Below are 15,509 nucleotides of genomic sequence, written 5' to 3'. Positions count from 1 at the left end.
GAACCCGTCATGCCCAGCCGCCTGTTCACGTCCGAATCCGTCACCGAGGGCCACCCCGACAAGATCGCCGACCAGATCAGTGACACGGTCCTCGACGCCCTGCTCCGCGACGACCCGTCCGCCCGGGTGGCGGTGGAGACGCTGATCACGACCGGTCAGGTCCATGTGGCGGGCGAGGTCTCCACCACGGCCTGGGCCGACATACCGGCGCTCGTCCGGGCGAAGATCCTGGAGATCGGGTACGACTCGTCGGCCAAGGGCTTCGACGGTGCCTCCTGCGGCGTCAACGTCTCCCTCGGCTCCCAGTCCCCGGACATCGCCCTCGGTGTCGACGCCTCGGGCAAGGACGGCGACCCCCTCGACGGGCAGGGCGCGGGCGACCAGGGCCTGATGTTCGGCTACGCGACCGACGAGACGCCGCAACTGATGCCGGTGCCCATCCAGTTGGCGCACCGGCTCGCCGAACGCCTCACCGAGGTGCGGCGCGACGGCACGCTGCCCTACCTTCGCCCCGACGGCAAAACCCAGGTCACCGTCGAGTATCTCGGCGCCCGCGCCGTACGCCTGGACACCGTGGTGGTCTCCGGCCAGCACGCGCCCGGCGTGAGTGTGGACGGCCTGCTCACGCCCGACATCCGCAAGCACGTCGTCGACCAGGTCCTGGCCGACGCCCGCGAGTCGGGGCTCGACCTGGCCGCCGACGACTACCGCCTGCTCGTCAACCCCACCGGCCGGTTCGAGACCGGCGGGCCCATGGGGGACGCGGGGCTGACCGGCCGCAAGATCATCATCGACACCTACGGGGGCATGGCCCGGCACGGCGGCGGGGCCTTCTCCGGCAAGGACCCCTCCAAGGTGGACCGCTCCGCCGCGTACGCGATGCGCTGGGTCGCCAAGAACGTCGTCGCGGCCGGGCTCGCCCGGCGCTGCGAGGCGCAGGTCGCCTACGCCATCGGGGTGGCCCGCCCCGTGGGCCTGTTCCTGGAGACCTTCGGCACCGCCGCGGTCCCGGTCGCCCGGGTCGAGCAGGCCGTGCGGGAGGTCTTCGACCTGCGTCCCGCCGCCCTCGTCCGGGACCTGGACCTGCTGCGGCCCCGCTACGCGCGCACCGCCGCCTACGGCCACTTCGGCCGTGAGCTGCCCGAGTTCACCTGGGAACGCACGGACCGGGTGGACGCCCTGCGCTCGGCCGCCGGACTGTGAGGGGCCCCGGCATGCGCATCGCCGTCACAGGCTCCATCGCCACCGACCACCTCATGACCTTCCCGGGCCGGTTCACCGAGCAACTCGTCGCCGACCGGCTCGACACCGTCGCGCTGTCCTTCCTCGTCGACGACCTGACCGTGCGCGACGGCGGGGTCGCGGCCAACATCGCCTACGGGCTCGGCCGGCTGGGCATCGGCGCGCTCCTGGTCGGCGCGGTCGGCGCGGACTTCGACGGCCCGGCGCGGCGGCTGCGGGCGGTGGGCGTGGACACGTCCGCGGTCGTGATCAGCGCCACCCGGCACACCGCCCGTTTCGTGTGCACCACGGACCTGGACCAGAACCAGATCGCCACCTTCTACGCCGGTGCGATGGCGGAGGCGGAGGCGATCGACCTCGCGGAGGTCGCACGCCGCCACGGCCCGTTCGACCTGGTACTGGTGGGCGCCGACGCCCCGGCCGCGATGGTGCGGCACACCCGGGCCTGTCGCTCGGGGTCCATCCCGTTCGCGGCGGACCCGTCCCAGCAACTGGCCCGGCTCGGCCGCGCCGAGACCCGCGAGCTGGTGACGGGCGCCCGGTTCCTGTTCACCAACGCCTACGAGGCTGCCCTGCTGCGGGAGCGCACCGGCTGGACCGAGGCCGAGGTGCTGGAGCGGGTCGGCGTGTGGGTGACGACGCGGGGCGGGGACGGCGTCGGCATCGCCCGCCGCGGCACGCCGCGGCTGAGCGTCCCGGCCGTGCCGGTCGCCGAGGTGGTCGACCCCACGGGCGGTGGCGACGCCTTCCGGGCCGGGTTCCTCGCGGGGCTCGCCCACGATCTGCCCCTGGACCGGGCGGCCCGGCTCGGCTGCGCCGTGGCGGCACGGGCCCTGGGCTGCGCCGGCACCCAGGAGTACACGCTCGACCCGGCGACCCTGCCGCTGCCGGCCGGGTGGGGCGCGCTTCCTACGCCGGCAGGAGGCTCCCCCGCCGCGACAGCAGGAACCTCTTGAACGCCGCGACGGGCGGGGTGTCCGTGCGCCCCGCCAGCCAGGCCACGCCGATCTCGCGGGCGGCGCGCGGGGCCGTGACCGTCAGTTCGACCACGCCGGGGCGGGGCACGGCGGGCGGCGGCAGCAGGGCGACGCCGAGTCCGGCCGCGACCAGGCCGCGCAGCGTCTCCGCCTCCTCCCCCTCGAAGGCCACCCTGGGCCGGAAACCGGCCTCCTTGCACAGCGCGTCGGTGATGCGCCGCAGCCCGTAGCCGGGCTCCAGGGTCACGAAGATCTCGTCGGCGGCCTCGGCGAGCCGGATGCGCCGGCGCCCGGCCAGGGAGTGGTCGGCCGGGACGACCAGGCGCAGCTTCTGCTCGTCGAGGCGGCGGGCGACCAGGTCGGGCGCGTCGGGGACCGGGGAGGTGAGGCACAGGTCCAGCTCCCCCGCGCGCAGCCGCTCCAGCATGGCCTCGCCGTAGTTCTGCACGAGGCTGAAGCGGACCCGGGGGTGGTCGGCGCGGAAGGCGTGCAGCAGGCCGGGGACGGTCTCGGCGCCCATGGTGTGCAGGAAGCCGAAGGCGACCTTGCCGGTGGCCGGGTCGGCGTCGGCGCGGACCTCGTCGGCCGCCCGCTCCACCTCGGCGAGGGCGCGCTCCACGGAGCCGAGGAAGGTGCGCCCGGCGACGGTCAGCGCGAGGGTGCGGCCGCGACGCACGAACAGGTCGACGCCGAGGTCCTCCTCCAGGCGGACGAGGGCGCGGGAGAGGGTCGACTGGGGGACGTTCATCTCCTGGGCGGCCCGGGTGACGTGCTCGGTGCGGGCCACGCCGGCGAAGTGCGCGAGGCGGGGCGCGAGCAGCGCGACGATGTCTTCTGTGTCACCGGACGGTGACAGGCGGGGCCGTGAGCTTTGCTGATGCACCATGGGAACGATTATGGCCATTCCATGCATTGGACGGATGAGTAAGGGGCTTCGTACCTTCGTGGCATGACTCCCGCCGATACCGGGGCGTCCACGGCCGTGGACGCCGCATCCGCCGCCTCCGACTCCCTCGCGTCCTCCGACTCACGCATGGCGCCGGGCGGCCCCGGCTACCGCCGGATGAGTTTCGCGCTGTTCCTGGCGGGCGTCGCGACCTTCGCGCTCCTCTACTCCACCCAGGCCCTGCTGCCGCTGATCTCCGGCGACCTGGGCGTCACGGCGAGCGACGCGAGCTGGACGGTGGCCGCCGCGACCGGTGGCCTCGCGGTGTTCGTACTGCCGATGAGCGCGCTGTCGGAGCGGTTCGGACGGCGTACGGTCATGACGGCGTCGCTGGCGGTCGCGGTGACCGTCGGGCTGCTGGTGCCCTTCGCGCCGTCGCTCCCGGCGCTGGTCGCGCTGCGGGCGGTGCAGGGCGCGGCGCTGGCCGGACTGCCGGCCTCGGCGACGGCGTACCTCGCGGAGGAGGTGCGGCCGCGGGCGCTGGTCACCGCGATCGGCCTGTTCGTGGCGGGCAACAGCGTCGGCGGGATGAGCGGCCGGATCATCACCGGCTGGGTCGCCCAGGAGTGGGGCTGGCGGGTCGCCGTCGGGGTGATCGGCCTCGTCGCGGTGGCCTGCGCGGTGGCCTTCCGGCTGCTGCTGCCGGCGCCGAGGCACTTCACGCCGGGCTCACTGCGGCCCCGGGTCCTGGTCCGCACGGTGCGCGACCACCTCGCCAACCCGCTGCTGCGCCGCCTGTACGCGATCGGCGCGCTGTTCATGACGGTGTTCGGCGGCGTCTACACGGTGATCGGCTACCGCCTGGCCGAGGCGCCGTTCTCCCTCCCCCAGGGTCTGATCGGCTCGATCTTCCTGGTCTACCTGGTCGGTACGGTCTCGGCCTCGACTGCGGGCCGGCTGGTGGGCCGCCTGGGCCGCCGCGGCGCGCTCTACCTGGGCGCGGGGACGACGGCGGTGGGCCTGCTGCTGTCCCTGGCGCCGTCCCTGCCGCTGGTCCTGCTCGGCCTGGTGCTGATCACGGCGGGCTTCTTCGCCGGGCACGCGGTGGCCTCCTCGGCGGTCGGCAAGACCGCCCAGCACGGCCGTGCCCAGGCGTCGGCGCTCTACCAGTCCGCCTACTACGTGGGCTCCAGCGCGGGCAGCACGGTCGGCGCGGTGGCCTTCCACTCCGGCGGCTGGGCCGGGACCGTCGGGGTGGGGGTGCTGGCGGTGCTGGGCGTCGTGGTGATCACGGTCTCCGGGTCACTGGCGGCCCGTCGGCAGGCCGGCGACGCGCCGGTGAAGGCGCTGAGCCTGTCCCGGTGAGGGTTTCGCGGGCCCGGTGAGGTCTCGCCCCCCTCCCGACCTGCGCGTTCATTGACTGCACAGGCCATTGTCAGTCCCCTGCGGTAGCTTCCGAAGTGCGAGGCGCGAAGACGCGCACGACGGGACGCCACAGGGGTGGGTGGACGATGACCAACGGCACCGTGACGACGGAGCTGGACTCCGCACTGGAGAAGCACCGGCCCGAGCTGACGGGGTACTGCTACCGGATGCTCGGTTCCTCCTTCGAGGCCGAGGACGCGGTGCAGGACACGCTGGTCCGCGCCTGGCGGAGCTACGACAAGTTCGAGGGCCGCTCCAGCCTGCGCTCGTGGCTGTACCGGATCGCGACCAACGTCTGCCTGGACATGCTGACCGCGGGCAACAAGCGGGCGCGTCCGATGGACCTGACGGAGGCGACGCCGCTCGCCCAGGCCGCCCTCTCCCCCCGCCCGGACCACACCTGGCTGGAGCCGATGCCCGACGCCCGTGTGCTGCCGCAGACCGCCGACCCGGCCGAGGCCGCGGTCGCCAAGGAGTCCGTGCGGCTCGCCTTCATGGCCGCCCTGCAGCAGCTGCCGCCCAAGCAGCGGGCGGTGCTGATCCTGCGCGAAGTGCTGGCGTGGAAGGCGAGCGAGGTCGCCGAGCTGCTCGGCACGTCGGTCGCCTCGGTCAACAGCGCCCTGCAGCGTGCCCGCGCGACGCTCGCCGAGCGGGCGGACCGGGGAGCCGACGCGGCGGTGTCGGACCCGCTGAACGAGGAGCAGCAGAAGCTGCTGGAGCGCTATGTCGCCGCCTTCGAGGGGTACGACATGACGGCGCTGACGGCGCTGCTGCACGAGGACGCGGTCATGACGATGCCGCCGTTCGACCTGTGGCTGGCCGGTCCGGCGGACATCACGGGCTTCATGACGACGCTCGGCGCGGCGTGCGCCGGTTCCCGGCTGCTGCCGGTCCAGGCCAACGGGCTGCCGGCCTTCGCGCACTACAAGCCGGACCCGGAGGCGGGCGGCTTCGCGCCGTGGGCGGTCCAGGTGCTGGAGATCTCAGACGGCCGCATCACCGGGTTCCACTGCTTCCTCGACACCAAGCGGTGGTTCCCGCTGTTCGACCTGCCGCTCCGTCTCGAAGCGGAGGCCGACGAGGTCCAGTAGGGCGTGCAGGGCCGGGTCGGGGTCGCGCAGCCGGATCCGGCCCCCGGCCCGCCGTGCGGTGAGCTCCAGCCGGGCCAGCAGGTCGACCACGGCGAGCCCCGGCGGCCCGAGACCGCCGACGTCGCAGACGACCACCCCGGCCCGGGTGCTTTCCAGCAGCGCGCGCACCTCGTCGCAGAACCGGGGCGTCTCCCCTCGGGAGACGGGCCCCGGCAGCACGAGTACGGCGGGTGTCACGGCGTCCACGTGCGGTAGACCCGGCGGACCGGCGGAACTCATCGGCGCCGGGGCCGTCCGGGATCACATTGACCTGCGCGTGCCCTCCGGCAGAGGGTTCGCTGTATGCCCCACATACCCGGCCCCGTATCCGCCGCGCCGCCCGGCACCCGCCTCTCCGTCCGGAAGGGGGCGCCGTGCAGGGGGTGCTGACCGGGTTCGCGGTCATCGCGGTGGTGATCGGGGTCGGCTACGTGCTCGGCCTGCGCGGCCATCTGGGCCCCCAGGGCCGCGAGGTGCTGACCAAGCTCGCCTTCCACGTGGCCTCCCCGGCCCTGCTGTTCACCACGCTGGCGACGGCCGACCTGTCGGTGGTCTTCTCCGCGCGGCTGCTGGTGACGGCCCTGTCCACGGTGGCGGTGGCCGGCGCGTTCGTCGCGGTGGGCGTCGTACGCGGCTGGGGCGTGGGCCGTACCACGATCGGCGCGCTGTGCTCCGGCTACGTCAACTCGGGCAACCTCGGCATCCCGATCGCCGTGTACGTGCTGGGCGACGCCTCGCTGGTGGCGCCGGTGCTGCTGTTCCAACTGGTGCTGGTGACGCCGGTGGCGGTGACGATCCTGGACCTGTCGCGCGGAGGCGCCGGGGGCACCCTGTGGCGGCGGCTGCTGACGCCGTTGCGCAATCCGATCGCGCTGGGTTCGCTCGCCGGGGTCGCGGTCGCCGCGAGCGGCCTGGAGGTGCCGGACGCGGTCATGGACCCGGTGACGCTGATCGGCAACATGTCGGTCCCCGCGGTGCTGCTGGCCTTCGGCATCGGCCTGTGCGGCTCCACGATGCCGCTGCGGGGCGTGGAACGGCGGCCGGTGCTGCTCGCGGTCGCCCTGAAGGCGGTGGGCCAGCCCGCGGTCGCCTGGGCGCTGGCGTCGGGAGTCTTCGGCCTGCGGGGCCCCCAACTCCTCGACGTGGTGGTGACGTCGGCGCTCCCCGCCGCGCAGAACCTGTACACCTACGCGTCGACCTACGGGGTCGGCGAGCGCCTGGCCCGCGACGCGATCCTGGTCTCGACGGTGGTGTCGGTGCCGGTGCTGGTGGGGGTGGCGGCGGTGCTGGGGTGAGGACCGGTACGCCGAACGGGACCGGCGGGAATCCACCGGTCCCGTTCATTCGATCGAGGAACCCCTGATCAGGCGATACGTTCCCGCACCACCGGCGAGGCGGTGAAGGCCGTGCCCGCCGGGGCGACGTCGTACGCGTCCTCCACCGCCGCCAGGGCGTACTCGAAGCGGTCCGGGGTGTCCGTGTGGAGGGTCAGGAGGGGCTGGCCCGCCGTGACCGTGTCGCCGGGCTTGGCGTGGAGTTCGACGCCTGCGGCGGCCTGCACCGGGTCCTCCTTGCGGGCGCGGCCCGCGCCCAGGCGCCAGGCGGCGACGCCGACGTCGTAGGCGTCGAGGCGGGTCAGGACGCCGGAGGCACTCGCCTTCACCACGTGCTGTTCCTTCGAGGTGGGCAGCGGCGCGTCCGGGTCGCCGCCCTGGGCCGCGATCATGCGGCGCCAGACGTCCATCGCGGAGCCGTCGGCCAGCGCCTTCGCCGGGTCGGTGTCCTTCAGGCCCGCCGCGTCGAGCATCTCGCGGGCCAGGGCCAGCGTCAGCTCGACCACGTCCGCCGGGCCGCCGCCCGCCAGGACCTCGACCGACTCGCGGACCTCCAGGGCGTTGCCCGCGGTGAGGCCGAGGGGCGTCGCCATGTCGGTGAGGAGCGCGACCGTCTTCACGCCGTGGTCGGTGCCGAGGCCGACCATGGTGGAGGCCAGCTCGCGGGCGTCCTCGATGGTCTTCATGAAGGCGCCCGAGCCGACCTTCACGTCGAGGACCAGCGAGCCGGTGCCCTCCGCGATCTTCTTCGACATGATGGAGGAGGCGATCAGCGGGATCGCCTCGACCGTGCCCGTCACGTCGCGCAGCGCGTACAGCTTCTTGTCCGCCGGGGCGAGACCGTCGCCCGCCGCGCAGATCACCGCGCCGGTGGTGTCCAGGACGTTCAGCATCTCCTCGTTGGAGAGCAGGGCCCGCCAGCCGGGGATCGACTCCAGCTTGTCCAGGGTGCCGCCGGTGTGGCCGAGGCCGCGGCCGGAGAGCTGCGGGACGGCCGCGCCGCACGCCGCCACCAGGGGCGCGAGCGGCAGGGTGATCTTGTCGCCGACGCCGCCCGTGGAGTGCTTGTCGGCGGTCGGGCGGGACAGGGACGAGAAGTCCATGCGCTCGCCCGAGGCGATCATCGCGGCGGTCCAGCGGGCGATCTCACCGCGGTTCATGCCGTTGAGCAGGATCGCCATGGCGAGGGCCGACATCTGCTCGTCGGCGACCTCGCCGCGGGTGTACGCGTCGATGACCCAGTCGATCTGCTCGCCGCTGAGCTCGCCGCGGTCCCGCTTGGTGCGGATGACGGAGATGACGTCCATGGCCATGTATGGCTCTTCCTAACGGGATTACGGGAGTTACTACTTGGTGAGGTGGTCGGGGCCGAAGGCCTGCGGGAGCATCCGGGACAGCGGCAGGATCCCCTCCGGGGTCTCCAGGAGCAGCTCCGGGCCGCCGAACTCGAACAGGAGCTGCCGGCAGCGGCCGCAGGGGACGAGGACCTCGCCCGCGCCGTCGACGCAGACGAAGTGCGTCAGCCGGCCCCCGCCGGTCACCTGCAGCTGGGAGACCAGACCGCACTCGGCGCACAGGCCGATGCCGTAGCTGGCGTTCTCCACGTTGCAGCCGGTGACCGTGCGGCCGTCGTCGACCAGGGCGGCGGCGCCCACGGCGTACCCGGAGTAGGGGGCGTAGGCCCGCGCCATCGCCTCCCGGGCAGCCGTGCGCAACGCGCCCCAGTCGACGTCCGTCATTTGCCCTGTCCCTTCCGGTACTGCATGCCGTCCGCCTTGGGCATCCGCAGCCGTTGCGCGGACAGGGCGAGGACGACGAGGGTGACGACGTACGGCGTGGCGGAGACGACCTGGTTGGGGACCTCGTTGGTGCCGGCGTACCAGGCCGTCATCCCGGCAGCCGCGAGCAGGAGCAGACCGCCGCTATAGCGCTTCGCGACCAGCAGGACCACAGCTCCGACGACAAGCAGGACAGCGACGTACGGCAGGGCCGAGTCGAGTCGGGACGGCATCTCGTCGTCGACCCCGTTCCAGATCGCCATCAGCGCTGCGAAGACCAGCGCCACCGCACCGGCCAGGTACTTCCTCTTCAGCAGCACCGCGACCGCGGCGACCACCAGCAAGAACGCCACCAGCAGCAGCAGCGCGTGCACGTTGGCGGAGCCGCCGCGCAGGTTGAGGCTGTCGGTGTAGCCGAAGAGGCCGGCGCCGATGGCGAGGCCGCCCGGCATCCAGTTGCCGAAGATCATCGCCGCGAGGCCGATGTAGCCGCGGCCGCTGGTCTGGCCCTCCAGGTAGAAGGGGTTGGCCACGATGGACAGGAAGACGCCGCCGAGGCCGGCCAGCCCACCGGAGATGATCACGGCCAGGTACTTGTACTTGTAGACGTTGACGCCGAGGGACTCGGCCGCGATCGGGTTCTCGCCGCAGGAGCGCAGCCGCAGACCGAACGGGGTGCGCCACAGGATCCACCAGGTGGCGGGGATCAGGGCGACCGCGATCAGGGTGAGCCAGGAGACGTCGGTGACCAGGCCGCCCAGCAGGCCCGCGATGTCCGAGACGAAGAACCAGTGCTGGTCGTTGAGGCTGTCCAGCCAGCCGGACAGGCCCGGGATCGAGAAGTGGCCGAGGGAGTCGACCGGCGGGGATTGCTTGGCCGAGCCGCCCTGGTGGCCCTCGAAGGCGAGCGGGGCGAGGTAGCGGGTGGCGCCGAGGGCGAGGATGTTGATGGCCACACCGGAGACGATGTGGTTGACGTTGAAGGTGATCGTGACGATGGCGTGCAGCAGGCCGCCGAGGCAGCCGCCGATGATACCGACGAGGACGCCGGTCCACGGGCCCCACTGGAAGCCGGCCCAGGCACCGAACCAGGTGCCGAGGATCATCATGCCCTCGAGGCCGATGTTGACGACGCCCGCGCGCTCGGCCCACAGGCCGCCGAGACCGGCGAGGCCGATCGGCACGGCGAGCTGGAGGGCGGTGGACATCTGGCTGACGTTGGTGATGCCGTTGGCGCCGGTGATCAGGCGGACGATCGAGGTCAGCGCCAGGGCTCCGGCGATGACCAGGAGCAGCACGGGCCACGACATGCGGCGGCCGGTCGGTGGTGCGTGCTCCAGCGACGGCTGGTTGACGTCGGTCGCTGTGGTCGGAGCGGTCATCGGCCGGCCACCTCCTTCTTCGAGTTGTCGGTGGCGCCGAGGACGTGTCCGGCGGCCAGCTCCGCGCCGACCCGGCGCTGCTGGCGGCGCAGGCCCCACTCGCGCACGGCCTCGTAGGAGACGACGACGGAGAGGACGATCAGGCCCTGCATGATGACCGCGATCTCCTTGTCGTACCCGTGGAAGTCCAGCTCGGGGCTGGCCTTGTCGAGCCAGGCCCACAGCAGGGCGGCGAAGGCGATGCCGACCGGGCTGTTGCGGCCGAGCAGGGCGATGCCGATGCCGAGGAAGCCGATGCCGGTGGGGAAGTTGAGGCTGTAGGTGTGGGTGTCGCCGAGCAGGATCGGCAGGCCCGCGAGACCGGCGAGGCCGCCGGAGATGAGCATCGCGGTGAGCACCATGCGCTTGGGGTCGACACCGCTGGCCGCGGCGGCGGACTCGGAGGCGCCGGAGGCGCGCAGGTCGAAGCCGAAGCGGGTGCGGTTGAGGACGAGCCAGTAGCCGATGCCGAGGAGGACGGCGAGGATCACCAGGCCGTAGATCTCGCCGGACGCTCCCATGTCGATGCCGGGGATCCAGCCGGACTCGTGCATCTCGCCGGTGGTGTTGTTGTTGCCGATCTTGACGCCGAAGACGTCGGGCAGCCACAGGTAGCCGATGACGGCGGTGGCGATGGAGTTGAGCATGATCGTCGCGACGACCTCGCTGACACCCCGGGTGATCTTCAGGACACCGGCGATGCCGGACCAGAAGGCGCCGGTGAGGACGGCGGTCAGGAGCAGCAGCGGGACCTGGAGGCCGGCCGGCAGGTTGGCGTGGGCTCCGACGATCGCTGCCATCATGGCGGCGAGCTGGTACTGGCCGTCGACGCCGATGTTGAACAGGTTCATCCGGAAGCCGATGGCCACCGCGAGGGCCGCGATGTAGTACATCGACGCCTGGTTGATGATCAGGACCTGGATGTCGGAGAATCCGGCCTGCTCGAACATGAGGGCGAACGGTTCGACCGGGTTCTTGCCCGAGGCGATCAGGACGATCGCGCTGAGCACGAAGGCCACGGCGAGCGCGATGACCGGTCCGGCCACCGCGAGGAGCACGCGCTCCTTGTCGAACTTCTTCATCAGCGGGCCTCGTCTTCCGGAGACTCGGGGGACTCAGGGGCCTCGGGCGACTTGAGCGACTTGGACGGCTTGGAGGGCTCGGACGGCTTGGGGGTCTCCTCGTCCTCCAGGTGTCCGGAGGCGGCGCCGGTCATCGCCGAACCCAGTGCTTCGGGGGTGATGGTGGCCGGGTCGGCGTCGGCGACCAGCTTGCCGTCGTAGATCACCCGGAGGGTGTCGGAGAGGCCGATCAGCTCGTCCAGGTCGGCGGAGATCAGCAGCACGGCCAGGCCCTCGCGGCGGGCCTCGCGGATGTGGTCCCAGATCGCGGCCTGCGCGCCGACGTCCACGCCGCGGGTGGGGTGGGCGGCGATCAGGAAGCGCGGCTTGTGGCTCATCTCGCGGCCGACGATCAGCTTCTGCTGGTTGCCGCCGGACAGCGAGGCGGCGGTGACGTCGATGCCGGGGGTGCGCACGTCGTACGTCTCGACGATGCGGCGGGTGTCCTGCTGCGCGTTCTTCAGGTCCAGCCAGACGCCCTTGCTGTTGGGCTTCTCGGTGACGTGGCCGAGGATGCGGTTCTCCCAGAGGGGGGCCTCCAGGAGGAGCCCGTGGCGGTGGCGGTCCTCGGGGATGTAGCCGACGCCCTGCTCGCGGCGCTTGCGGGTGGGCAGCGCGGTGATGTCCTGGTCGAGGAAGCGGATGGAGCCGGAGTCGGCGTGGCGCAGCCCGATGAGCGCGTCGACCAGCTCGGTCTGGCCGTTGCCCTCGACGCCGGCGATGCCCAGCACCTCACCGGCGTGGATGGTGAAGGAGATGTCGTCCAGCAGGGCCTTGCCGCCGGGCGCCGCCAGGCGCAGCGTGTCGACGGTGAGGACCGCGCGGTCGGTGACCGTGGACTCCGCGGTCTCCGGGGTGGGCAGCTCGCTGCCGACCATCAGCTCGGCCAGCTGGCGGGGCGTGGTCTCGGCGGGGACCGCGGTGCCGACCGTGGTGCCGCGGCGGATGACGGTGATCTCGTCGGCGACCGAGAGGACCTCGCCCAGCTTGTGGGAGATGAAGATGACGGACAGGCCCTCGGCCTTCAGCTCGCGCAGGTTGTCGAAGAGGGCGTCCACCTCCTGCGGCACCAGGACGGCCGTGGGCTCGTCGAGGATCAGGGTGCGGGCGCCGCGGTAGAGGACCTTGAGGATCTCCACGCGCTGGCGGGCGGCGACGCCCAGCTCCTCGACGAGGACGTCGGGGCGCACGCCCAGGCCGTACCGCTCGGAGATCTCCTTGATCTTCCGGCGGGCCCTGGCGCCGATGCCGTACAGCTTCTCGCTGCCGAGGACCACGTTCTCCAGGACCGTGAGGTTGTCGGCGAGCATGAAGTGCTGGTGGACCATGCCGATGCCGCGCACGATGGCGTCGGCGGGCGAGGAGAAGGTCACCTGCTCGCCGTCGATCGCGATGGTGCCCTCGTCCGGCTTCTGCATGCCGTAGAGGATCTTCATCAGCGTCGACTTGCCGGCGCCGTTCTCGCCGACGAGGGCGTGGACGGTGCCCTTGCGGACGGTGAGGTGGATGTCGTGGTTGGCCACGACGCCGGGGAAACGCTTGGTGATCCCGGCGAGTTCGACGGCGGTCACCGGTTCGCTGACCGCCGCTTTCGCCGGAGGGCTGCTGGACGCGTTGATGGCGCACTCTCCTGGGGACGGGGGCCGTCTACGCGCGTAGCGCCCCTACGGCATCTAAAAGCGGCGGCGGCACATCGACGCGACGGGGTACGAGGAGGGCGGCTCTCGGGCCACCCTTCCCGTACCCCGCCGCGCGGCTGGGCCGGCGCGGTTGCACGCTGGTTCAGGTGTTGCTGGTGCTACTCAGCCGTTCAGCTGCTTTTGACCTTGATCTCGCCGCTGATGATCTTCTCCTTGGCCGTCTTGATGGCTGCCTGGAGCTCGGCGTCGTCCGCGAACTTCGGGTTGGAGTCCGAGAGACCGACCTCGCCGGACTTCAGATCGCCCCGAACGATACCGGTCTCCGGCTTGCCGTCCTCGACCGACTTCGCAAGGCTGTAGACCGCCTTGGCGACGTCCTTGGTGGCCGAGGTCAGGATGGAGTCCTTGTACTTCGCGAGGGCTTCCTGCTTGTACTGGTCGGAGTCGACGCCGATCGCCCAGACCTTGTTGGCGGCGGCGGCCTCGATCACGCCCTGACCGGAGAGACCGGCCGCCGCGTACACGACGTCGGCCTTCTTCTCGATCTGGCCCTCGGCGGCGGTCTTGCCCTTGTCGGGGCTGGAGAAGCCGCCCTCCTCCGCGGTCTGCGTGAGGTACTGCGAGATGACCTTGATCTTCGGGTCGGTGTCCTTGACGCCCTGCTCGTAGCCCGCCTGGAACTTGTGGATCAGCGGGACGTCCACACCGCCCACGAAGCCGACCGTGTTGGTCTTGGTGCTCTTGGCGGCGGCGACACCGGCGAGGTAGGACGCCTCCTGCTCGTTGAAGACCAGGTCCGCGACGTTCTTCGCCTCGATCGTGGCGTCGTCGACGATGCCGAAGGTGGTGTCCGGGTACTTCTCCGCGACGTTCTTCATGGCGGAGGCGTAGGCGTAGCCGATGCCGACGACCGGGTTGTAGCCCTGCTTCGCCAGCGAGGACAGCCGCTGCTCCTTGTCGGCGTCGGTCTCGCCGTCGGTGGGCTCGACGTCGGCCGTCTCGTAGCCGAACTCCTTCTTGGCCTGCTCCAGACCGGCGTACGCGGCGTCGTTGAAGGACTGGTCGCCCTTGCCGCCGACGTCGTACGCGATGGCGAGGCCCTTGTCCCCCTTGGACTCCGAACCGGAGTCGGTCGAGGTACCACCGCAGGCGGCGAGGGCGAGGGCCAGGGAGGCGGTCGCTGCGCCTGCGACCGTGATCCGGGAAATCCGGCGCATGTCTGGTGCTCCTGTCGTACAAGCGCCGGGGACGGTTCGGCTGCGGCGCTGGCTTCGCCGCAGATTAACGCGCGTAGACCTGCCTGAAAACCCCTTCTGTCCACCTTGTTATCCGGCCGTGAGCAAGGTGAGGCGAATGGAGGTACGGGGCTTGCCGGACGCAAACGGGGGGTGGCGGAGGGTGACGCCGGGAGCGCCGGTCCCGGGACGCGGAAGCGGACGGGCACCCGGAGGTGTCCGTCCGCTTCGTGCGGGTGTGTGCGGGGGTTCGGCTACTCGGTCGCGACCTTGATGGAGCCGTCGACGATCCCGGCCTTGGCCTTCTCCACGGCCTCCTTGGCGCCCGGCACCTCGGCGAACTTCGGGTTGCTGTCGGACAGGCCCACGCCGTCGGACTTCAGGTCGAAGGTGTGGGTGCCGGTCAGCGGCTTGCCGTCCTCGACGGACTTGGCCAGGGCGAAGACCGCGCCGTTGATGTCCTTGAGGGCGGAGGTCAGGATGGAGTCCTTGTAGGCCGCGAGGGCCTCCTGCTCGTACTGGTCCGAGTCGACGCCGATCGCCCAGATCTTCGCCTTCGCGGCGGCCTCGATCACGCCCTGCCCGGAGAGACCGGCGGCCGCGTAGACCACGTCGGCCTTCTTCTCGATCTGGCCCTCGGCGGCGGCCTTGCCCTTGTCGGGGCTGGAGAAGCCGCCCTCCTCCGCGGTCTGCGTCAGGTACTGCGAGACGACCTTGATCTTCGGGTCGGTGTCCTTGACGCCCTGCTCGTAGCCGGCCTGGAACTTGTGGATCAGCGGGACGTCCACACCGCCCACGAAGCCGACGGTCCTGGACTTGGTGGCCTTGGCCGCGACGACGCCGGCCAGGTAGGAGGCCTCGTTCTCGGCGAAGACGAGGGACGCCACGTTCTTGCCCTCGACCACGGAGTCGACGATGCCGAAGGTGGTGTCCGGGTACTTGGCGGCGACGGCCTTCATCGCCGGGCCGTAGGCGAAGCCGACGCCGATCACGGGGTTGTAGCCCTGCTTGGCCAGGGAGGTCAGGCGCTGTTCCTTGTCGGCGTCGGTCTCGCCGTCGGTGGGCTCGATGTCGGCGGTCTTGTAGCCGAACTCCTTCTTCGCCCGCTCCAGACCGGCGTACGCGGCGTCGTTGAAGGACTGGTCGCCCTTGCCGCCGACGTCGTAGGCGATGGCGAGGCCCTTGTCGTCACCGCCGTCGTCGCCGCTCTCGCCGCTGGTGCCGCCGCAGGCCGTGGCCGCGAGTGCGAGCGACGCGACCCCCACCGCGACGCGGGTCAGTCTCGATATCCGACGCATCTGAAGTTCCCCATTCTCCAAA

General features: G+C 71.7%; 13 protein-coding genes and 2 pseudogenes. 5 read left to right on the top strand and 10 right to left on the bottom strand.

Annotation, left to right across the window (positions count from 1 at the left end; genetic code table 11):
- Positions 1-9 precede the first annotated feature (9 nt).
- Entirely contained in the window at positions 10-1,203 is a 1,194-nt protein-coding gene (gene metK, locus IE258_RS02175; protein ID WP_189738154.1) for a methionine adenosyltransferase, read from the top strand.
- 11 nt (positions 1,204-1,214) lie between these two features.
- Entirely contained in the window at positions 1,215-2,198 is a 984-nt protein-coding gene (locus IE258_RS02170; RefSeq protein WP_189738150.1) for a carbohydrate kinase family protein, read from the top strand.
- On the opposite strand, the gene IE258_RS02165 is transcribed toward IE258_RS02170, so the two are convergent.
- Positions 2,152-3,105 carry a LysR family transcriptional regulator gene (locus IE258_RS02165; protein WP_189738148.1) on the bottom strand — a complete coding sequence of 318 codons (954 nt, stop codon included), beginning with the start codon at positions 3,103-3,105 and terminating at the stop codon, positions 2,152-2,154. The two genes, IE258_RS02170 and IE258_RS02165, sit on opposite strands and share 47 nt — an antisense overlap.
- 63 nt (positions 3,106-3,168) lie before the next feature.
- Between IE258_RS02165 and IE258_RS02160 the strand changes: the two genes are divergently transcribed.
- Together IE258_RS02160 and IE258_RS02155 are read left to right on the top strand one after the other, a co-directional pair.
- Positions 3,169-4,470 carry an MFS transporter gene (locus IE258_RS02160; RefSeq protein WP_189738145.1) on the top strand — a complete coding sequence of 434 codons (1,302 nt, stop codon included), beginning with the start codon at positions 3,169-3,171 and terminating at the stop codon, positions 4,468-4,470.
- A gap of 146 nt (positions 4,471-4,616) precedes the next feature.
- Positions 4,617-5,621, top strand: a complete 1,005-nt coding sequence (locus tag IE258_RS02155) for a sigma-70 family RNA polymerase sigma factor (RefSeq protein WP_189738142.1) — start codon at positions 4,617-4,619, stop codon at positions 5,619-5,621.
- On the opposite strand, the gene IE258_RS02150 is transcribed toward IE258_RS02155, so the two are convergent.
- Complete coding sequence (locus IE258_RS02150; RefSeq protein WP_159324015.1) at positions 5,514-5,900, bottom strand: STAS domain-containing protein; 387 nt, start codon at positions 5,898-5,900, stop codon at positions 5,514-5,516. The genes IE258_RS02155 and IE258_RS02150 overlap by 108 nt on opposite strands.
- 134 nt (positions 5,901-6,034) lie before the next feature.
- Between IE258_RS02150 and IE258_RS02145 the strand changes: the two genes are divergently transcribed.
- Positions 6,035-6,955 carry an AEC family transporter gene (locus IE258_RS02145; protein ID WP_189738139.1) on the top strand — a complete coding sequence of 307 codons (921 nt, stop codon included), beginning with the start codon at positions 6,035-6,037 and terminating at the stop codon, positions 6,953-6,955.
- Positions 6,956-7,023: 68 nt separating this feature from the next.
- On the opposite strand, the gene IE258_RS02140 is transcribed toward IE258_RS02145, so the two are convergent.
- The 8 genes and pseudogenes from IE258_RS02140 to IE258_RS02110 form a co-directional block, all read right to left on the bottom strand.
- Positions 7,024-8,301, bottom strand: a complete 1,278-nt coding sequence (locus IE258_RS02140) for a thymidine phosphorylase (protein ID WP_189739252.1) — start codon at positions 8,299-8,301, stop codon at positions 7,024-7,026.
- A 39-nt stretch (positions 8,302-8,340) separates the two neighbouring features.
- Complete coding sequence (locus IE258_RS02135; RefSeq protein WP_189738136.1) at positions 8,341-8,733, bottom strand: cytidine deaminase; 393 nt, start codon at positions 8,731-8,733, stop codon at positions 8,341-8,343.
- Positions 8,730-8,876 (bottom strand): annotated as a pseudogene (locus IE258_RS41975) (ABC transporter permease); the annotation flags it as partial. The pseudogene IE258_RS41975 and the gene IE258_RS02135, both read right to left, overlap by 4 nt.
- A 221-nt stretch (positions 8,877-9,097) precedes the next feature.
- Positions 9,098-10,154 (bottom strand): annotated as a pseudogene (locus IE258_RS02130) (ABC transporter permease); the annotation flags it as partial.
- Positions 10,151-11,275, bottom strand: a complete 1,125-nt coding sequence (locus IE258_RS02125; protein ID WP_189738132.1) for an ABC transporter permease — start codon at positions 11,273-11,275, stop codon at positions 10,151-10,153. The gene IE258_RS02125 and the pseudogene IE258_RS02130, both read right to left, overlap by 4 nt.
- The gene (locus IE258_RS02120; RefSeq protein ID WP_159324008.1) at positions 11,275-12,885 is read right to left on the bottom strand and encodes an ABC transporter ATP-binding protein; all 1,611 of its coding nucleotides are present in this window, start codon (positions 12,883-12,885) and stop codon (positions 11,275-11,277) included. Before IE258_RS02120 ends, IE258_RS02125 begins: the two co-directional genes overlap by 1 nt.
- A gap of 239 nt (positions 12,886-13,124) precedes the next feature.
- Positions 13,125-14,171 (bottom strand): BMP family lipoprotein, encoded by a 1,047-nt coding sequence (locus IE258_RS02115; protein ID WP_087807603.1) that lies wholly within the window; start codon positions 14,169-14,171, stop codon positions 13,125-13,127.
- 272 nt (positions 14,172-14,443) lie between these two features.
- Positions 14,444-15,487: a BMP family lipoprotein gene (locus tag IE258_RS02110; RefSeq protein ID WP_189738130.1), complete on the bottom strand. Its 1,044-nt coding sequence runs from the start codon at positions 15,485-15,487 to the stop codon at positions 14,444-14,446.
- Positions 15,488-15,509: the final 22 nt, after the last annotated feature.

The sequence above is a fragment of the Streptomyces tendae genome (assembly GCF_014650435.1).
GTDB classification, from domain to species: domain Bacteria; phylum Actinomycetota; class Actinomycetes; order Streptomycetales; family Streptomycetaceae; genus Streptomyces; species Streptomyces tendae.
This window is presented reverse-complemented; position numbering and strand designations above follow the sequence as displayed.